The organism is Pseudomonas corrugata (assembly GCF_050920615.1).
Lineage (GTDB): Bacteria > Pseudomonadota > Gammaproteobacteria > Pseudomonadales > Pseudomonadaceae > Aquipseudomonas > Aquipseudomonas corrugata.
On sequence record NZ_CP130434.1, the window covers coordinates 5088592 to 5107620 of the forward strand.

Annotated in this window: 14 protein-coding genes, 4 tRNA genes and 1 pseudogene; 6 read left to right on the plus strand and 13 right to left on the minus strand. The window is 59.6% G+C overall.

The window, feature by feature from the left end:
• Positions 1–337 precede the first annotated feature (337 nt).
• Positions 338–692, plus strand: a pseudogene (locus tag QZH45_RS22655) (DUF6124 family protein).
• Positions 693–755: 63 nt separating this feature from the next.
• Here QZH45_RS22655 and QZH45_RS22660 read toward each other — a convergent pair.
• The 7 genes from QZH45_RS22660 to QZH45_RS22690 form a co-directional block, all read right to left on the minus strand.
• The gene (locus tag QZH45_RS22660; protein ID WP_080996588.1) at positions 756–1064 is read right to left on the minus strand and encodes a contact-dependent growth inhibition system immunity protein; all 309 of its coding nucleotides are present in this window, start codon (positions 1062–1064) and stop codon (positions 756–758) included.
• Positions 1065–1260: 196 nt separating this feature from the next.
• Positions 1261–1611, minus strand: coding sequence for a hypothetical protein (locus QZH45_RS22665; RefSeq protein ID WP_053192479.1), 351 nt, complete (start codon positions 1609–1611; stop codon positions 1261–1263).
• Entirely contained in the window at positions 1611–6389 is a 4779-nt protein-coding gene (locus QZH45_RS22670; protein WP_053192477.1) for an RHS repeat-associated core domain-containing protein, read from the minus strand. Before QZH45_RS22670 ends, QZH45_RS22665 begins: the two co-directional genes overlap by 1 nt.
• A gap of 406 nt (positions 6390–6795) precedes the next feature.
• On the minus strand, positions 6796–7167 hold the full coding sequence (locus tag QZH45_RS22675; protein WP_003179080.1) for a hypothetical protein: 372 nt from the start codon (positions 7165–7167) through the stop codon (positions 6796–6798).
• Positions 7164–7505, minus strand: a complete 342-nt coding sequence (locus tag QZH45_RS22680) for a helix-turn-helix domain-containing protein (protein ID WP_053192475.1) — start codon at positions 7503–7505, stop codon at positions 7164–7166. The genes QZH45_RS22675 and QZH45_RS22680 overlap by 4 nt, the downstream gene beginning before the upstream one ends.
• Before the next feature lie 113 nt (positions 7506–7618).
• Entirely contained in the window at positions 7619–8074 is a 456-nt protein-coding gene (locus QZH45_RS22685) for a YkvA family protein (protein ID WP_024776616.1), read from the minus strand.
• 293 nt (positions 8075–8367) lie between these two features.
• Positions 8368–9081 carry an FKBP-type peptidyl-prolyl cis-trans isomerase gene (locus QZH45_RS22690; RefSeq protein ID WP_024776617.1) on the minus strand — a complete coding sequence of 238 codons (714 nt, stop codon included), beginning with the start codon at positions 9079–9081 and terminating at the stop codon, positions 8368–8370.
• A gap of 377 nt (positions 9082–9458) precedes the next feature.
• Between QZH45_RS22690 and QZH45_RS22695 the strand changes: the two genes are divergently transcribed.
• On the plus strand, positions 9459–11267 hold the full coding sequence (locus tag QZH45_RS22695; RefSeq protein WP_055135783.1) for a di-heme-cytochrome C peroxidase: 1809 nt from the start codon (positions 9459–9461) through the stop codon (positions 11265–11267).
• Positions 11268–11298: 31 nt separating this feature from the next.
• Positions 11299–12435, plus strand: a complete 1137-nt coding sequence (locus QZH45_RS22700) for a catalase family protein (RefSeq protein ID WP_053192471.1) — start codon at positions 11299–11301, stop codon at positions 12433–12435.
• A gap of 157 nt (positions 12436–12592) precedes the next feature.
• On the opposite strand, the gene QZH45_RS22705 is transcribed toward QZH45_RS22700, so the two are convergent.
• The 4 genes from QZH45_RS22705 to QZH45_RS22720 all read right to left on the minus strand — a co-directional run bounded on the left by QZH45_RS22705 (position 12593) and on the right by QZH45_RS22720 (position 13108).
• Positions 12593–12669 (minus strand) — tRNA-Asp (locus QZH45_RS22705).
• Between the two features lie 17 nt (positions 12670–12686).
• Positions 12687–12762: transfer RNA gene (locus QZH45_RS22710), tRNA-Val, on the minus strand.
• A gap of 174 nt (positions 12763–12936) precedes the next feature.
• Positions 12937–13013: transfer RNA gene (locus tag QZH45_RS22715), tRNA-Asp, on the minus strand.
• Between the two features lie 19 nt (positions 13014–13032).
• Positions 13033–13108: transfer RNA gene (locus QZH45_RS22720), tRNA-Val, on the minus strand.
• A 160-nt stretch (positions 13109–13268) separates the two neighbouring features.
• On the opposite strand from QZH45_RS22720, the gene rdgC reads away from it, so the two are divergent.
• From rdgC to sugE, 3 genes are all read left to right on the plus strand, one after another.
• Positions 13269–14189: a recombination-associated protein RdgC gene (rdgC, locus tag QZH45_RS22725; protein ID WP_024779702.1), complete on the plus strand. Its 921-nt coding sequence runs from the start codon at positions 13269–13271 to the stop codon at positions 14187–14189.
• Positions 14190–14338: 149 nt separating this feature from the next.
• Positions 14339–15307, plus strand: a complete 969-nt coding sequence (locus tag QZH45_RS22730) for a bile acid:sodium symporter family protein (protein WP_053192469.1) — start codon at positions 14339–14341, stop codon at positions 15305–15307.
• 131 nt (positions 15308–15438) lie between these two features.
• Positions 15439–15753 carry a quaternary ammonium compound efflux SMR transporter SugE gene (sugE, locus tag QZH45_RS22735; RefSeq protein WP_024779704.1) on the plus strand — a complete coding sequence of 105 codons (315 nt, stop codon included), beginning with the start codon at positions 15439–15441 and terminating at the stop codon, positions 15751–15753.
• Positions 15754–15882: 129 nt separating this feature from the next.
• Here the strand turns inward: sugE and QZH45_RS22740 are convergent, their stop codons facing one another.
• Together QZH45_RS22740 and QZH45_RS22745 are read right to left on the minus strand one after the other, a co-directional pair.
• Positions 15883–17757, minus strand: coding sequence for an MFS transporter (locus QZH45_RS22740; RefSeq protein WP_432783565.1), 1875 nt, complete (start codon positions 17755–17757; stop codon positions 15883–15885).
• 100 nt (positions 17758–17857) lie between these two features.
• On the minus strand, positions 17858–19006 hold the full coding sequence (locus tag QZH45_RS22745) for a TDT family transporter (protein WP_024779706.1): 1149 nt from the start codon (positions 19004–19006) through the stop codon (positions 17858–17860).
• Between the last annotated feature and the right edge of the window lie 23 nt (positions 19007–19029).

The window sequence follows — 19029 nt, forward strand, 5'->3', positions numbered from 1 at the left end:
CTGACAGCTTGCGGTTCTAACCCCTTGCCGACATCGCCTTGCGCCATTGCCTACAACTACGCCAGAATCCGCCGGCTTGTGCGCTTTGGGCCACGTCGGTAGCTTGAGCCCTGTCACTGCTCATCAGTGATCGGGTTTAGTCGCCCGCCTCAACCTAAGGCGTATCAGGTCCCTGTTGGACAGGCTTTGCTGTTCCTGTATTGATGGTGGCTGTACGCAGGGCGCCCTCGGGCGCGCCGGGATTCTTAGGTTCACCGGTCGACTGACCTGCGTACAGCTGCCGCCCTCTCGTTTAGTCGCGAGGTGGTGCCAGCATTACTTACAGGAACCTAAGTAGATGGCCAAAATTACACCGAACCCTCCAGCCACAGACGAACCCGCATCACGCGTCCAGTCGGCCCGTAACAAAAAACTCGATGACGCTGCTACGCGAGCTCTGGATTTCTATCTGAAACCCACGCCTGAGAAAGAAACGTCCGACACACACCCTCTTCATCATCGCGCCTGATGTGGACTCTGAATGTTTGCTTGCCAACCTCAGTGAAAACCTGGCGTCAGCGAATGCCATGATCAGTGATTTGGCGTTCGATCTTGAGGGTTCTCGACGACATGTTGCGCTTGGAGTTCAGCAGGTGATTGAGTTGAGTGAACTGTTGGCGAATCGGGCTTTGGATATTATTGAGGTAAGGTAGGAAGGTATTTCAGGGATAAAAAGGTCTTGCCATGCAAGACCTTTTTAATGCTCGAGAGCGAGCTCAGGTAGAACGATCAATTTGATAACTCAACTTCCGAGCAATATGGCGCAGCCACGCCTCGCCTGTCTCCCACACGGTCCAATAGCTGTAGTAACAACTCAATTCTCTCAATAGATAATTCCTCAGTTCAATTTCACCTTGCTCTCGCTCGAGGAGAACACTGAGCTCTTGCCAAACAGCTCTCAGAACCTTCGCGTCAGATTCAGCCAGAAAGGTATCAAGGACTTGCTCAGCGGTTTCATGTTCGGCGGGCCAATCTTGATGGAAATAAGCGCCGAAAAAATCATGTAGCCCGTGAAAGCACGTCATTCATCGCTGCAAGACTTTTCATATTTCGAACCCCACATAGTAAAAACTATCTCAACAGGAACAATTTACTTTGAATAGTTAATATTAGGACTCCCGACCAACTTCGCTACCGGAAAAATTATTTACGCAAACTTCATCAATCCACCTATGGCGCACAACACACCAGCAACCCCAGAAACTGTTAACCTCACATACACTATTGACGCTCAGCCTGATACTTATTTAGCGAATCCAATAGCACCTGCATGAATTGGCGCCGATCCTTTACATCACTATCGAAATATGTATCCATATTCCGGAACACATAATCAAAGCTATCTCCAATTGCCAAAAAATGACTCAGAGTATCAATTAGCAAATTGCGCTCTTGGGGAGCATAGAGAAAAAACTCTGACCGAACCAACATATCGAACAACTGAGCCAACTCTTCGTTATCATTTACGTCTTTTGAAGCTATGATTTTCTCGCGAGCCTCGCTACGAGTATTTTCAATACTAAAAACAAACAACAACCCCCAAATATCATGCAAGTCATATACTTTTCCCATCAATTAAATCCCGTATAAGCTGTTTTAGGAAGACCATTTCCGTTAAGGATTACTATTGCCTTCGTTTGCTGACTGTACTCTAGCCCCTCTCGTTTGAAACCCTCGCCAACTACACGCCCCATTTCGATTGGTTTTTTGGATGCGATAAGTCCTGCTCGTCTAAAAATCAGCTGTGCTCGATGTATAGCATTAAGCTGATCGCGATGACTAAAAAAGCGAGTTGCAGCAGACGGAATAGCGGGTTGCCCATTCTGATAAAAATCAATTTCACCAGTACCAGGATTCCGGCCCGTTTCTACGCGCTTTAATTGAGAATCCAAGGTAGTTTGTGCTCCATGCTTCTCCAGAAAGTGCGCACCTTCAATCGACTTTTCCATCTCATCCAAGCGCCGGTAAGCATTCGCCTCCGCTAACTCATCAATCCGAGCCCGCCGCTGCTCCGCCGTCATCGGCAGTCGCGGCTCTCCCTCATCTACCCCAACCTTGGCAGCCGGATCCTGCTCCCCAACCGCCGGCCTGCACCCACCCTTCCCCGGACAATCCACCAACCCCAACGGATCCACCCACCCCGTCGGGTTCAGGGTGTACCGGTAGCCATTGAGCCCACCCGCCAGTTTGCTCGGATCAGGGGTCAGGTAGCGACCCGTTTCCGGATTGTAGTAGCGGTGCCGGTTGTAGTGCAGGCCGCTTTCCGGGTCGAAGTATTGGCCCTGGAAGCGCAGCGGTTGTTCCAGTTGTTCGCCGCCGCCATGTTCTATGCCATGGGCTTTGCCGTAGCCGTTATAGCGCGCCGACCAGACGACCTGGCCGCCGTAGTTGGTCAGTTCCTGGGGCGTGCCCAGGTGGTTAAGGTGGTAGTAGAACGGGCAGGCGTTGAGGCCTTTGCCGTCGAGCAGTGCCAGCGGGCGGAAGGTGCCGGGTTCGTAGAGGTAGCTTCGGTGGTGCTGGCGGCTGCTTTCAGCGACGAGTTGGTCGCCCTGCCAGAAGAACTCGGTGGTCAGGCCGGCCACGGTCTTGCTGATGCGTCGGCCGAAGGCGTCGTAGCGGTAGGACGTTTCGCGACCGTCCGCCGTGGTGACGCCGATCAGGCGGTGCTGGCTGTCGTAGCGGTATTCGGTGACGAGGGCCTGAGCCTTGCCGCGGCGTTCGCGGATCAGGTTGCCGAAGGCGTCGTAGTCGTAGTGGCGGTCGCCCTCCATCAGCAGGCGATTGCCCTTGAGGTGGGTCGGGCCGGGGCGGTCCTGCATCAGCAGGTTGCCGGCCGGGTCGTGGGCGAAGTGTTCCGCGGGATCGGTGTGGGAGTGTTCGATCCGGGTCAGGCGGTCCAGCGGATCGTACTGGTACTCGCGCCGCCCTCGACGGCTGTCGGAAAGGGCGGCGAGGTTGCCCTTGGGGCTGTAGGCATAATCGCGCCAGAACAAGGTCTGCTGGTTCTGCAGCACGGTGTGGGCCTTGAGCCGGCCCTGTTCGTCATGTTCGTACTGGCTGAGCAGCAGGCCTTGTTGGCGCTGGTGTTCGCGGCCGCCACGCAACTGGTGTTCGGTGAGGCGTGCGCCGTTCAGGTCGATGGCGGTCAGCGCGCCACCCGGGGCGTGGTGGTAGTCGACCTTGCTGTTGTCCGGCAGGCGCAGGTGATTGAGCCGTCCGCAGGCATCGTAGCCATAGCGCAGGGTGCCCCAGCCCTGGTGCTCGGTGATCAGCCGGTCCTGGGCGTCGTACTCGAAGGCCAGCGGATGGTCGCTGCCGTCATCGACATCAACCAACCGGCCCAGCCCGTCGTAGCGGTACTGGATCGCCTGGCCGTCGGGCAGGGTCTTGATCAGCAGGCGTCCGGCCGCATCGCGTTGGTAGCCGGTGACCCGTTGACTGCCGTCGGCACCGAACTCGGTTTTCTCCAGCAGCTGTCCATTGAGGTCGTAGGCATAGGCGGTGCGTTGGCCGTCGAAGCCGACTTGCTGTCGGATCAAGCCGCCGGGGGTGTAGTCCAGCTGATATTTTTCCCCGGATTCGTTCTCGATTTCGGTCAGCAGCAGCCGCGCCGAGTCGTAGCGGTAGTGCAGCGTGCTGCCGTCGGGATTGACGCGGCGGCTGACCAGGTGCAGGTCATCGGCGTATTCGTAGCGGGTGACGCGGCCCTGTTCGTCGCGCTCGGCGGTGACCTTGCCGTAGGCGTTGTAGCTCCAGGCGCGGGTGGCGCCGGTGGGCAAGGTGGTCTGCAGCAGCCGGCCCACGGCGTCCCATTGGTAGTGCGTCACCGCGCCGTGTTCGTCCTGGCGGGTCAGCAAGCGCCCCAAGACGTCGTAGGTAAAAAACCGCTGGCTGGCGTCAGGCAGGGTTTCTTCTGTCAGTTGGCCGAGCCGGTTCCAGGTGAAGCGGTGTTCACTGGTGTCCGGGTAGTGGATCGACAGCAACTGCCCGTGGGCGTCGTAGGCATACCGGGTGCGCTGTTGATCCGGGTCGATGGCTTCGATCACCTCGCCCCGGTCATTGCGCTGATAGGTCCATACGGCCTTGCCGCGGGCCCGGGCGTGCAGGAAACCGTTGCGGTATTCGTAGGACGTGGGCGCGTCTTCGGGGGGAATCAGCGCCACTAGCCGTCCGACTTCGTCGTAGTGATATTCGGTGACGGCGCCCAACGGGTCCTGTTCGGCGATCAGCCGGCCTTGTTCGTCGTAGGCCTTGAGGTGTTCGCCGCCGTCGGGCTCGACCTTGCGCACCAGCCGTGCGCGGTCGTCGTGGACATAGATTTCCTCGCTGCCATCAAGGTGGCGGACCGTGACGCTGCCGTCCTCGCTCCAGCTGTAGCGCGTGTCCATCTGCGCGAACGAGGCCCAGTGCCGCACGCAGCGGGCCGCCTGCCCGACGCCCTGCCATTCCCAGAAGAAACTCGCACCGCCAGCCAGTTGCCGCTGGAGGATGACGTGAGCATCGTCGTAGTCGTAGCGCTCGCTTTCCCCGGCGGCGTTGGTCGCTTCGATCAGCCGTGAGCGCGCGTCGTAGCGATAGGTCGCCAGGGTCTGCTCGGTACGCCAGGCTTCGTCCAGGGTGAGGGCCGGGTGAAAGCTCTGGTAGTCGAGGGCGATGAGGTGACGCTGTTCGTAGCGCAGTTGCAGGGCGCGTCCGGCGCCGTTGTCCAGACGGCTGATGTCGCCATGGATGTTGCGCTGGATCGTCAGGCGGTTGTCGTAGCGGTCGCTGAGGGCGGTCAGATGACCGTCGCGAAAGTGTAGGAAAGGTGCGTTTTCGCCGGGCTGGGCGACGATCAGTTCGTCCGGCTCGCTGCCCAGGTAGATGACCGCACGGGCCAGGCTGTTGTGGATCGCCGAGCGCTGGGCGTTGGGCAGCGGAAAGGTCGTGCGGCGGTTTTCCTGGTCGATCCAGATGACCTGCTCGCCCTCAAGCAGCAGGCGGTGCGCCAGGGCATGGCTCCAGCCGCGCCCTAGGCCCACGTCCAGATCCGCCGCGCTGCTGCGGTACAGGCGGGTGAAGACAAACGGCAAGCGGCCATCGAGCGTGCCGTCGTCCAGGGTCAGCAGTTCTTCGCCGGTGACCATCGACACCGGACAGCCGTCGGTGCGGGTCAGGGCCGCGCTGTCGGCGCTGTCGCCGTTGGGGTTTTTCGATTGGGCCGGGGCGTCGTCGTGGGGTTCGTCTTTTTTCAGCGTGGTGTTGCGTTGCGCATCCCAGCGCAGCTGCATCCGACCTTTCTTTATTCCGGCCGCGATACCCCGCGCCGCCACGGCCTTGTAGCGGTCGACGTAGCCCATGAAACCGTTGACAACGGCAAAGATCGCGCTGACAAAACGCTGTACGGCATTCATCAGGCTTGCGCTGTGCCTGGCCAGACGCATCGCCAGATAAGCGATGCCGGCCCCCGCCCCGGCGAAGGTCAGCACCACGCCGATCAGCAGGTCAAGCAGCAACTGCACCACCACCGTCGAGAGTGCTTCGCTCGTTTCGCCGGCGAGCTCGCTGGGTGGCAGCATCTCCAGCCAGAGACTGGCGGTGCGAACCAGCAGGCACAGCGCCGCTTCGTCACTGGTCAGCAACTGCAGCTTCGCCATCACTTGCGGCGCGTCCTGCGCCAGCTTCATCAACTGACTGGCACTGCTGCCCAGGCGGTCAACAAACTGCCCGGGGTCCTTGAGGATGTCCGAGAGCAGGTTGAGGCTGTCCCATACCCCTTCGATTGCCGCCCAACTGCCGGCAAGCAAGCCGTTTCCCACCGCAGTTGCCGAGGTGGCCAGGGATTGCTGCGCCCACTGCGGCTTGAACCCCTGCCATTCGCCGCGCAGCCAGTCTGTCAGTTGCGTGGTCAGGCCATCGTAGGAGGAAAACAACTGACCGATCTGCGCGGGCGATACCTCGCCCTGGACATGGACCCGATAGAACTTCCCCGCATCCCCCCTGAAGACTCCCAGCCCCTGGGCATCCAGGATGACCGGCGTGACCTCGCCGCTGTCCACCGCCACCACATCCACCACGATGTCGCCCAGCGGAATGTCGTACACCGATTCGAGTTTGCTCTCGATCGTCATCACCCCGCCTTGGGGGCACTGGACGACGGTGGAGAGGAAGTCATCGTCGCCGGTGCTGACGACGGTGGTGTTGTCACCGAAGCGAATCAACCGCTCCATGCCCATCAGCGAAGGCAGGTCGGCCGCCTGGCTGGCCCGGTCTGCCGCACGGACGTACCAGCGCTCCAGTTGCTCGCGATAGAGGGAAAGGGTGTCTTTGAAACTGTCGAGCTCCTGCTCGATACGGTGCACCTGATCCATCAAGGCATGACGCGATCAAGGGCCAGCAGGAAAAACCGGTCGAACATGGGCAAACGTCTCGCAGCACTCAGGAAGCGCGAGACTTTGCCGGGGATCGCAAAGGAAATAAGTCAGGGAAAGATGCAGTAGACGTAGGGCGATTCGCTAAATGCAAAAACCCATCGCCCCCTTGGAGTCGATGGGTCTTTAACCCGCCAAAAAGATCGTCGTCGGCGATTGCTCAGCGCATGCGTCAGTTGCTGAAGCGCCCGCGATTTAAAGCCGCATACCCAACTGAGCCCCAGGCAAACATATTCATTTTCGACTTGGCTGCCCGATTTTTCTTGAGCGGCCCAGGAAAATCTCAAAAATGCCCGGTTTTTCCGATTTTTCTTTAACCGGTCTGCGCCAGGATCCGTCAGAACAATCAGGCCTCCGCCGACTCCGGATACTCATACTCGAACACCCGGACCACTTCCGAAGCATGCCAGGACGCGGCGGCCACGCCGTCAGAGGGGCCGGAAAAGCGCCCCAGGCGTTCCACGCATTCGAAGAAACCGGTGCGTGGCAACCGGCTGGCGCCCTGGCTGATGACCAGGGAGCTGCGCAACGGCTGCTCGGCCCGGGCGTCCAGTGCCGCCAGATGTTCAAGGGCGGCGGTCAGGGTCTGCATGGCCGGGCTGGGCAGTTGCAAACGCTCCAGCAAGGCACGATACGTCAACAAATGGCGCTGGCGGCGCGCCTGGTCCAACTCACCCAACAACCCATCCCAATGCTGCCGACTGATGCGTACACTCACGATCCTTCCCTCCACCCCGGCACCGTCAATTCCCAGGCCAGACTACGCCGAATCGCAGCATCGGGCTGACGCTCGCCGCTTTCGATCATGGCCAGATAAGACGGGCTGATACCTACCGTGCGGGCCAGCGCCTCGATGGCGATACCCTTCCCTTCGCGCAAACTGCGTAATTGATCCAGGCCAGGAAGAATCTGGTCCGGTGCCGCCGCGTATTGGGCCGCAGCCTCTTGCGGCGGTGCTTGATGGATGCCTGCGGCTTTCAACAACGACTGGTATTGTTCCCACGGCAAAACCGCGTACTCGGGCTCTCCGTCGCGTGTGATTATCTGAATATCCATCTCTACCCCGTAGGACGATGACACTTAGCGAGTCAGCCTTTTCCTTGGAAGTGTAATCCTAAATGACGGCCAAGGTCGCGGGGTGATGATTATCCGAAGGGAAACGAACAGGATCAGAGCTTCTTCTGTTCCTGGAGTTGGAGTTGTCGAGGGGTATCAGGGAGTCTTTCGACCCGTGCAAGCTTCTCGGGAGACTGGCTATCACGCCAGGCGCGGAAGGCACTGAGCTCATCATCGAGGGTTTTCATGATCCACGCGAGCACGGCAATATCGTCGATCATGCCAAACATCGGCAGCAGATCCGGAATCGCATCCATGGGGCTGAGGAAATACATGAGCCCCGCTACCACCGACAGCAGCGACTTGGCGCTGACCGCCCGGTATTCGCCCCGCCAGTAAGCCAGGCACAACGCCTGCAACAAACGCAGATCGTCCTTGAGTTTCCCTAACCGACCGCCTTCCCGGGCTCCCTTGCGGGCGACGGCAAACAACAGCGTAGGCAATCGGCCACGAGCCAGCAGCCGTCCCGCCAAAGGCAGGAATCGTGCAAAACTCCACGGTGCCTTCATTTTTTCTTCCTACTGAAATGTTATCCACACAAATTGTGGATAACCTTGTGAACAGAGCTGCATTTCACCGCTGAAGCCCCCGTTTCATAAGGCCCGGGCTTAGATCGGGCGTTTTTTACTCACATAAAAAAACCCAATATTTCATTGACTTGACAGGCTGACTGGGTCTAGCACAGCGCCTGTATTGCCTATGACTGCGGCGTACGATGTGGGTTCGGTTTTTTCGGATTTTCCGCAACCCGGATGCAACAACGCCCCGCATAAGCGAGGCGTTGTCGTTATAGCAGACGCGATTACTTGGCTGCGTCTTCTTTTGCCTGATCCTTGATACCCAGCAGTTCCAGGTCGAACACCAGAACCGAGTTGGCAGGGATCGCAGGGCTCGGGCTCTGGGCACCGTAGGCCAGGTCGCTCGGGATGTACAGTTTGTACTTCTCGCCGACATGCATCAATTGCAGACCCTCAACCCAACCCGGGATCACGCCGCTGACCGGCAGATCGATCGGGCTGCCGCGCTCCACGGAGCTGTCGAACACGGTGCCATTGGTCAGCTTGCCGGTGTAGTGGACAGTCACGACATCGGTAGGCTTGGGCTGTGGGCCGTCAGCTTTCTTGACGACTTCGTACTGCAAGCCGGAAGCGGTGGTGGTCACGCCAGGCTTCTTGCCGTTTTCCTCGAGGAATTTCTTGCCGGCGGCCGCCGACTCTTCACTCATCTTGGCCATGCGCTCTTCGGCACGCTTTTGCAGCGCAGCAAAGGCCTCGACCAGTTCTTCATCTTTCAGCTTCTGTTCTTTCTTGCCGACGGCATCTTCGATGCCCTGGGCGACCGCTTTGGAGTCCAGGTCGTCCATACCTTCCTGAGCCAGGCTTTTGCCCATGTTCAGGCCGATACCGTAGGAAGCTTTCTGCGCCGGGGTTTTCAGCTCCACGCTGGTCTGCGAGTCGCAACCTGCGAGTACCAGGCCAACCAGGGCAACCGCCGCCGCCAACCGATGCTGTTTCATGCTATTTCCTTGTTCATGCGCCTAAAGGGCAATCGAGTAAAGCCGCGAGCTTATCAGGCCGCCACGACCAATGGCTACCGGCATGTGAGCGGAAAACCGGGGATAAGTTCAGGTACCACAAATGCTTTTCATGGTTGCAGGATGAAGCTTCTGTCATTTGTTACGTACATGGACATAGCGACCGCACCAAAAGCACTGTGGGAGCGAGCCTGCTCGCGAAGCGGTGTTCCAGTCGAAACGAATGTGACTGACAGACCGCCTTCGCGAGCAGGCTCGCTCCCACAGTGGTTCAGTTCATGCAGGCAGAAAATAATGGCCACTTGCCGGCCGCGCAGCACTGAGGCATAAGGGCGTATCAAAAAAACAAGGACGTGACCGTGCGCCTCCTCTCTCGCATTTTCCTGCTGCTCCTCGTGCTGGTGCTGATCGCCGTGGCCGTAGTGCTTTATTACGTCGCCAATCCCCGCCTGCCGCTCTACACCCCTGTCGAACAGGTGCACTACCTGGATCAATGGAGTGCCGCCGAGCGCCAGACGTATTACTTCACGCCCCAGGGGACGCAGGTCAAAGGTCTGCGCTACGAGTGGTTTACGGCCCTCGAACTGCCGTTCTCGCAGCAGCGCTTCGCATCGCCCGAATACCTGGCACGCTTCGGCTTTCTGGTCGATCCGGCGCAAAAAGCCTCCCAAGACAATCCCGGCAACTTGCCGGTGGGTTTTGCGCGACACCAGAACCCGGGCAGCACCGAGCAATTCCTGGATATCACCTGCGCCGCCTGCCACACCGGTGAATTGCGCTTCAAGGGCCAGGCAATACGGATCGACGGCGGCTCGGCGCAACACGTGCTGCCCTCCAGCGTGCCGACTTTGCGCGGTGGCAGCTTCGGGCAGGCACTGGTCGCCAGCCTCGCCTCGACCTACTACAACCCGTGGAAATTCGAACGCTTCGCTCGCCAGGTTCTGGGCCAGGATTACGACGATGCCCGCCATGACGCATTGCGCAAGGCATTCAAGGACTCCCTGGACACATTCTTGCGGGTCGCCTGGAATGACACGCACCGTGGCCTCTACCCCACCGAAGAAGGACCTGGTCGTACCGACGCGTTTGGCCGCATTGCCAATGCCAGTTTCGGCGATGCCATTTCGGCGTCGAATTACCGGGTCGCCGATGCCCCGGTGGATTACCCGCAGCTGTGGGACATCTGGACCTTCGACTGGGTGCAATGGAACGGCTCGGCTCAACAACCGATGGCCCGCAACGTCGGTGAAGCACTGGGAGTGGGCGCCACCCTGAATTTCTTCGACGCCCAGGGCAAGCCGTTGCAGGGCGATGCGCGCTACCCCTCCAGCGTACGTGTGCGCGACCTGCATACGATTGAAGAAACCCTGCAACTGCTCAAACCCCCGGTGTGGCCGGAAGCGCTCCTGGGTTCGATCGATAAACCCCTCGCCGCCAAAGGCCGGGCGTTGTTCGCGGAAAACTGCGCCGGCTGCCATGTGCCCAAGGTGGTCCAGGGCCCCGACAGACCGGTCCAGCAACTGCACATGCTGCCAGTGAAGGTGATCGGCACCGACCCGGGCACGGCCAATAACATTGCCGATCACCGTTTCGACCTGAGCAGCCTGCAATGGGACCCGGCCGAACTGGCGAAACTGGACGTGCAACTGCACCCGGCGCCCACGCAACCGCTGGACCTGAGCCGGGTTTCAGTCGCCAAGGGCCTGGCCTACGTCACAGCGTTCGTCGAAAACCGTGCCTACCGCGACGCCGGCGTCACCCCGGTCGAGCGGCCGGCCATGGATGGCTTCGGCCTGCCCATCGGCGTACGCGAACTGCGCGCGTACAAGGCCCGGCCACTGGCCGGCGTCTGGGCCACGCCACCGTTCCTGCATAACGGCTCAGTGCCGACGATCTATCAATTGCTGTCCCCTCAGGACGAACGAGCGACCACCTTCTATAAAGGCAGCTTCGAGTACGACCCCCGGCACCTGGGTTATCGCACCGAAGCCTTTACCAATGGTTTTCTCTTCGACACCCGGATCACCGGGAACCACAACAGCGGTCATGAATTCCGCGCCGGCGAGCGGGGTAACGGGGTAATCGGTCGCCTGCTGCAACCGCAGGAGCGCTGGGCATTGCTGGAGTACCTCAAGGTGCTGGGCGGGCCGCTGGAGTCGCAACTGTAATGATGAACCTCTCAGGCAAAAGGACTGACCCATGTTGATCACGCTCTGGCTGCGCCTCGGCGCCTTTCTGGGCAAGACACTCCTGTGGCTGCTGGGCATCGGCGTGCTCGGCTGGGCGCTCGCCACCGCGTGGTTCGCCTGGCAATACAGCGGACCGGTGTCGGACCAGGAACAGACGCCACCCGGCGAAGCTGCCATGACCCAGGAGATCATCCAGACTGCCATCCGCATCGTCGATCAGCATCGCGAAGGTACGCGTTATCTGCGAGACGCCCATGCCAAGGCACATGGCTGCGTGATGGCCGAAGTCCAGGTATCGAGCGACCTCCCGGCTCCCCTGCGTCAGGGCGTGTTTGCCGAGCCGGGAAAGGTCTGGCAAGCGACGATGCGGCTGTCCAACGGCAACGCGTACCCGCAATTCGATAGCCTGCGGGATGCGCGAGGGATGGCCATCAAACTGCTGAATGTTCCGGGCAAGCCACTGTTGGCGGACCGACAGTCACAGGGCGAACAGGATTTCGTGATGTTCAATCACCCGAATTTTTTCGTAAGTGATGTCGCCGAGTACCGTCAGAACCTGGCCGCCCAAGCCGACGGAAAAAAGGTCATGGCGTTCTTCCCAGGACTGGATCCGCGCAGCTGGCAGATCCGCCATCTGTTCATCGCCCTGGCGACGCTGTCACCGCCTCCCGCCAGTCCGACCCAGACTACATATTTTTCGGTATCGCCCTACAAGTTCGGCGAGGCCAACGCCAAGTTTCGCGTAGCGCCAGACCCGGACAGTTGCCCAAGCTATACCCTGCCGGCACAAAACCAGGCACTGCCGAACTTCCTGCGCAGTGCATTGCGTCAGCAGTTATCCACAGACCGGGTGCCGGCGTGTTTTGTCCTGCAGATCCAACGCCAGGACCCCGACAAGTATATGCCGATCGAGGACACCAGCATTGAATGGCGAGAAAGCGACGCACCGTTCGAGACGGTGGCGCGAATCAAGGTGCCGCCCCAGGATTTCGACACCCCCAAGCTGAACCTGGCCTGCGACAACCAGTCGTTCAATCCATGGTTCGGCATTGAGGCGCACCGCCCTATCGGCGGCATCAACCGCTTGCGCAAAGCGGTGTACGAAGCGGTCAGCGATTACCGTCACAGCCGGAATGCCGAGCAGTAGATAAATGCCTCGGGAATGATCATTCCCACGCTCCGCGTGGGAACGCAACCAGGGCCCGCCAAGGCGTGCCCACTCAAACGGCAGGCAACAAAAAGCCCGCTCATTGAGCGGGCTTTTTGTTGGTGACCTGGCGTTCAGTATTCCAGGTCATCGAATATGGCGCAGCGGACGGGACTCGAACCCGCGACCCCCGGCGTGACAGGCCGGTATTCTAACCGACTGAACTACCGCTGCGCGTAACACTGAAAGTTTGGTGGGTGATGACGGGATCGAACCGCCGACATTCTGCTTGTAAGGCAGACGCTCTCCCGGCTGAGCTAATCACCCTTCACTCTCGATGCGGGGCGCATTCTCTCACAATTTTTCGTAATGTGCTGATTTAATTAGCAAAATCAGAAAAAAGTAATCGATACGCACCGCAGGAATCGCAAACAGCAAAAAGCCCGCGTAAGCGGGCTTCCTGGTGGTCATCTGGCGTTCAGTATTCCAGATAACCGAATATGGCGCAGCGGACGGGACTCGAACCCGCGACCCCCGGCGTGACAGGCCGGTATTCTAACCGACTGAACTACCGCTGCGCGTAACACTTGAAACGAATGGTGGGTGATGACGGGATCGAACCGCCGACATTCTGCTTGTAAGGCAGACGCTCTCCCGGCTGAGCTAATCACCCTTCGCTTTCGGTGTGGCGCGCATTCTACGGAGCGTCTTCCAAGCTGGCAAGCACTTTTTAAATTAATTTCCTCAGGTCTTCCAAAGGCTTAGCGAAGGGTTGGCCTATGGCGTCGCGAAGAGAATAATGCGCTCCTTTGTATAAAGGAGAGACTCACCCCATGTGGTTCAAAAACCTGCTTATCTATCGCCTGACCCAAGATCTGCCTTTTGATGCCGAGGCGTTGGAAACTGCACTGGCCAGCAAACTGGCGCGTCCATGTGCAAGCCAGGAGTTGACCACTTACGGTTTCGTAGCGCCGTTCGGCAAGGGCGAAGACGCTCCGCTGGTGCATGTCAGCCAGGATTTCCTGTTGATCGCCGCACGCAAGGAAGAACGCATCCTGCCTGGCAGCGTCGTACGCGATGCGGTGAAGGAAAAGGTCGAAGAGATCGAAGCCGAGCAAATGCGCAAGGTCTATAAAAAGGAACGGGACCAGATCAAGGATGAAATCATCCAGGCATTCCTGCCACGTGCATTCATTCGTCGCTCCTCGACCTTCGCCGCCATCGCGCCAAAACAGGGGCTGATCCTGGTCAACTCCGCCAGCCCGAAGCGCGCCGAAGACCTGCTCTCCACCCTGCGCGAAGTCATCGGCTCGCTGCCGGTGCGTCCTCTGACCGTCAAGACCGCTCCGACCGCTATCATGACCGACTGGGTCAAGACCCAGAAAGCCGCGGATGACTTCTTCGTGCTGGACGAATGCGAGCTGCGCGACACCCATGAAGACGGTGGCATCGTGCGCTGCAAGCGCCAGGACCTGACCAGCGACGAAATCCAGCTGCACCTCAACACCGGCAAGGTGGTGACGCAACTGTCGCTGGCCTGGCAGGACAAGCTGTCGTTTGTCCTCGATGACAAAATGGTGGTCAAGCGCCTGAAGTTTGAAGATCTGTTGCAGGACCAGGCGGAACAGGACGGCGGCGATGAAGCCCTCGGCCAACTGGACGCCAGCTTCACGCTGATGATGTTGACCTTCGGCGAATTCTTGCCGGCGCTGGTTGAAGCGTTGGGCGGGGAAGAGACACCTCAGGGGATCTGACGACATAGCGTTACCCCTGTGGGAGCGAGCCTGCTCGCGAAAGCGGTATGCCAGTCGACATTTTACTGACTGTCACACCGCTTTCGCGAGCAGGCTCGCTCCCACATTGGTTTTGTGTGGTTTCAATTACTAATAACAAGGATCTGGTCATGCGCGCATTGGCTGCACTGAGCCGCTTTGTCGGCAATACCTTCGCTTACTGGGTACTGATTTTCGCCATCGTGGCATTCCTGCTACCACAGTGGTTCGTGGGACTGAAAGTCGCCATCGTGCCCTTGCTGGGGCTGGTGATGTTTGGCATGGGCCTGGCGCTCAAGCTGGAAGATTTCTCTGAGGTGGCCCGTCGTCCAGGGCGCGTGGCCTTGGGGGTCATCGCCCAATTCGTCATCATGCCCGGTTCCGCGTGGTTGCTTTGCCAAGTGTTCGGCCTGCCACCAGAGATCGCCGTCGGTGTAATTCTGGTGGGCTGTTGCCCAAGCGGCACGTCATCCAATGTCATGACCTGGCTGGCCCGCGGCGACCTGGCCCTGGCCGTGGCGATCTCAGCGATCACAACCCTGTTGGCTCCCCTGCTGACCCCGGCGCTGATCTGGTTGCTGGCCTCGGCCTGGTTGCCGGTGTCGTTCTCGGCGCTGTTCTGGTCGATCCTGCAAATCGTGCTGTTGCCGATTGCACTGGGCATCATCGCCCAACGCCTGCTGGGCGCCCGGGTTCGTCATGCCGTAGAAGTACTGCCACTGATATCTGTGGTGAGCATCGTGATCATCGTGACTGCGGTGGTGGCGGCCAGTCAGGCGAAGATCGCCGAATCCGGCCTGCTGATCATGGCCATTGTGATATTGCACAACAGCTTCGGTTACCTGCTGGGGTATTTCACCGGGCGCCTGTTCGGCTTTCCATTGGCCCAACGCAAGACTCTGGCACTGGAAGTCGGTATGCAGAACTCCGGTCTGGGTGCGGCCCTGGCGAGCGCGCACTTTTCGCCATTGGCGGCGGTACCCAGTGCGTTGTTCAGCGTCTGGCACAACATCTCCGGGGCGCTGCTCTCAACCTACTTCCGCCGCATGAGCGAAAAGCAGGACCGCGAAGCGCTCGCCGCCGCGCAAGCGGCCGACTGACAGCAGGCTTGATCGAGTGTCCAGGAATGGGCACTCTACCCTTTCAGCGCGGGGACGACCCCGCCACTTGATCCCACCCGCCGATCAAGTGTCAGTCCGGGGACGACCCCATCCACTGATGGAGGTGCTCGATGTCCTGGATCATTCTGTTTTTTGCCGGCCTGTTCGAAGTCGGCTGGGCTGTCGGCCTGAAATACACCGACGGCTTCAGCCGCCCTCTCCCCACTGCATTGACGGTTGCGGCCATGGCGATCAGCCTCGGCCTGCTCGGCCTTGCCATGAAGGAATTGCCACTGGGCACCGCCTATGCGATCTGGACCGGAGTCGGCGCCGTGGGCACGGTAATCGCCGGGATTATTCTATTTGGTGAGTCGATGGCGCTGGTTCGGTTGGTCAGCGTGGCGTTGATCGTTGCGGGGTTGATCGGGCTTAAGGTCAGCGCCTAGACCCTTTGCAAATAGAGCCTGTGGAAACAGGGTCTGTGGGAGCAAGGCTTGCCCGCGATAGCGATCTCAAGACCGCCATCGCGGGCAAGCCTTGCTCCCACAGATTGGGGACCCACAAGGTCCGAGTGTTTACCTGACACTCCCACGCAACTCGCCGACCAACACTTGCAGCCTGGCCGGCTCAGCCATCTCCACCGCCACCGCCGGCCCAGCCACCAGGGTCACCCGCGACCAAAACCGGCGAAACATGCCCTTGGCCGGATCGCGACTGAAGAAACTGCCCCATAAGCCCTGCAGCGCCAGGGGAATCACCGGCACCGGTGTTTCCTGCAGGATGCGCGTCAAGCCGCTCTTGAACTCATTGATCTCACCATCAGCGGTCAACTTGCCTTCAGGAAAGATGCAAACCAGCTCACCGTCCGCGAGGTACTGAGCGATGCGTTTGAAGGCCTTTTCGTAGATGTGGATATCTTCCTGGCGCCCCGCGATCGGAATGGTCCCGGCAGTGCGGAAGATGAAGTTCAGTACCGGCAGGTTGTAGATCTTGTAGTACATCACGAAGCGAATCGGCCGACGCACCGCGCCGCCAATCAGCAACGCATCAACGAAGGAAACGTGATTGCAGACCAATAGCGCTGCACCGTCATCGGGAATGGCATCCAGGTTGCGATGCTCAACGCGGTACATGGAATGGCTCAGCAGCCAGATCATGAAGCGCATGGTGAACTCGGGGACGATCTTGAAGATGTAGGCGTTGACGCCGATGTTCAGCAGCGACACCACCAGGAACAGTTGCGGGATCGACAGCTTGGCCAGGCTCAGCAACACGATGGAGACAATGGCCGAGACCACCATGAACAAGGCGTTGAGAATATTGTTGGCAGCAATCACCCGTGCCCGCTCGTTTTCGGCGGTGCGCGCCTGGATCAGCGCGTACAGCGGCACGATATAGAAACCGCCAAACACGCCGAGGCCAAGGATGTCGACCAGCACCAGCCAGGCATGGCCGAAGCCGAGCAGTTCGAGCCAGCCATGGCCGTCGACACTGTCGGGAATTCCACCGGAATGCCACCACAACAATAGCCCGAACACCGTCAGGCCGAACGAACCGAACGGCACCAGGCCGATCTCGACTTTGCGCCCGGACAACTTTTCGCAGAGCAGCGAGCCCAGGGCGATTCCCACCGAAAACACCGTCAGGATCAAGGTCACCACGGTTTCGTCGCCGTGCATCCAGTCTTTGGCGTACGCCGGGATCTGCGTCAGGTAAATCGCTCCGACAAACCAGAACCAGGAGTTGCCGACGATGGAGCGGGACACCGCAGGGGTCTGCCCCAGGCCCAGTTTCAGGGTGGCCCAGGACTGGCTGAAGATGTTCCAGTTCAGGCGCATCTGCGGCGAAGCGGCTGCCGCCCGGGGAATGCTGCGGCTGGCCAGGTAACCGAGCACGGCGATGCCGATGATCGCGGTCGACACCACCGGTGCGTAGTGGGCCGAGGACATCATGACTCCGGCACTGATGGTACCGGCGAGGATCGCCAGGAAGGTGCCCATTTCCACAAGGCCATTGCCGCCGACCAGTTCGTCTTCGTGCAGCGCTTGCGGCAGGATCGAATACTTGACCGGACCGAACAACGCCGAGTGGGTACCCATGGCGAACAGCGCCACCAGCATCAGCGACAGATGATCGAACAGAAAGCCCACGGCGCCGACTGTCATGATGACGATTTCGCCGAGTTTGATCAGACGTATCAATGCATCCTTGGCGAATTTTTCCCCGAACTGCCCCGCCAGCGCCGAGAACAGAAAGAACGGCAGGATGAACAGCAGTGCACACAGGTTGACCCAGATCGAGCCGTCGCCCTCGATGGCCAGCCGATAGAGAATGGCGAGGATCAGCGACTGCTTGAACACATTGTCGTTGAATGCCCCTAGGGATTGCGTGATGAAAAACGGCAGGAAACGCCGCCGGCGAAGCAAGGTGAACTGCGAAGGGTGACTCATCTTCCATGTTCCTGAGTGGCGTGGACGCTTATTGGAATAACGTTTTTTTATCCAGGCCACACATTAACCTACGGCACGTCGCTTGGGAGCCGCCGGGCAATTATTTCGCCAGCCCGGCAATGCACGGAGAAACGAACAACTCACCGTGCCAGGCACCTGACACCGTGCGCCAGCCGACGATCAGCCACAGCACCACCAGCATCGCCACCAACAGGCAACCGAACAGGCTGAAGAACCCCAGGCCCAACAGGCTCGCCAGTTTCAGCGTCGTCAATGCGTACACGCCCAACGGGAAGGTAAAGCCCCACCAGCCGAGGTTGAACGGGATGCCTTCGCGCAAGTAGCGCGCCGTGATCAGCAGCGCCATCAACATCCACCAGAACCCGAACCCCCATAGCGTGACACCGGCCACCAGCCCCAGGCCGGCGGCGATTTCACCGACACCAGGCAAGCCGTTGGCGGCAAAAATCATCGGAGCATCGCTGCCTAGCACCAGCATGCCCAGTGCTCCGGTGCCGATTGGTCCCAGGGCCAGCCAGCTCGAGGCCGCCATGTTTTCGTGGGGCAGTTTATGCAAGGCCATGCGCAGCAGCAGAATCGTCAGAATGCTGAACGCTATCGGTAGGGAAAATGCCCAAAGCACGTAGCTGGTGACCAGCATGACCAGTTGCGAATGGGCGCCTGCCAGATGCGGCGCCAAGAGCCCGCCACTGGCGGCTGCGACTTCGGCGGCTACCACCGGCAACAACCACACCGCGGTCATCTGGTCGATCCGGTGTTCCTGCCGGGTAAACATCAGGAATGGGATCAACACGCCACAGGCCAGGGACATCGCCACATCGATCCACCACAACGCTTCAGCCAGCGACACCACGGCGTCTCCCCAGCGCGGCAGGCCGAACACCAGGAAACCGTTGATGATGGTCGCCAGGCCCATGGGTATGGTGCCGAAGAACATCGAAACCGTTGAATGGCCGAAAATCCGCCGCGCTTCATCGAAGAACAACACCCAACGGGCAGCGTACAAACCGCTGAATAATACAAACAGCAGGATATTGAACAACCACAACCCTTCACCTACATCACGCAGGCCAGGCACATCGCCCGGCCACTGGGCCAAGGCCAGGGCAAGTACGCCGGTGCCCATGGTCACGGCGAACCAGTTGGGCGTGAATTGGCGAATGGCCTCCAACGGCCTGGGCAAGTGGCTCAGTGGGCGCAAGCGGTTTGTTGCAGGGCAGCATGTCATGACGAACTCCAGTCCCCGGTTGA

Coding starts and splice junctions, on each gene's coding strand:
- QZH45_RS22660 (WP_080996588.1), bottom strand. CDS start 1,064: ATGACGTGCTTTCACGGGCTACATGATTTTTTCGGCGCTTATTTCCAT.
- QZH45_RS22665 (WP_053192479.1), bottom strand. CDS start 1,611: ATGGGAAAAGTATATGACTTGCATGATATTTGGGGGTTGTTGTTTGTT.
- QZH45_RS22670 (WP_053192477.1), bottom strand. CDS start 6,389: ATGGATCAGGTGCACCGTATCGAGCAGGAGCTCGACAGTTTCAAAGAC.
- QZH45_RS22680 (WP_053192475.1), bottom strand. CDS start 7,505: ATGGATATTCAGATAATCACACGCGACGGAGAGCCCGAGTACGCGGTT.
- QZH45_RS22685 (WP_024776616.1), bottom strand. CDS start 8,074: ATGAAGGCACCGTGGAGTTTTGCACGATTCCTGCCTTTGGCGGGACGG.
- QZH45_RS22690 (WP_024776617.1), bottom strand. CDS start 9,081: ATGAAACAGCATCGGTTGGCGGCGGCGGTTGCCCTGGTTGGCCTGGTA.
- QZH45_RS22700 (WP_053192471.1), top strand. CDS start 11,299: ATGTTGATCACGCTCTGGCTGCGCCTCGGCGCCTTTCTGGGCAAGACA.
- rdgC (WP_024779702.1), top strand. CDS start 13,269: ATGTGGTTCAAAAACCTGCTTATCTATCGCCTGACCCAAGATCTGCCT.
- QZH45_RS22730 (WP_053192469.1), top strand. CDS start 14,339: ATGCGCGCATTGGCTGCACTGAGCCGCTTTGTCGGCAATACCTTCGCT.
- sugE (WP_024779704.1), top strand. CDS start 15,439: ATGTCCTGGATCATTCTGTTTTTTGCCGGCCTGTTCGAAGTCGGCTGG.
- QZH45_RS22740 (WP_432783565.1), bottom strand. CDS start 17,757: ATGAGTCACCCTTCGCAGTTCACCTTGCTTCGCCGGCGGCGTTTCCTG.
- QZH45_RS22745 (WP_024779706.1), bottom strand. CDS start 19,006: ATGACATGCTGCCCTGCAACAAACCGCTTGCGCCCACTGAGCCACTTG.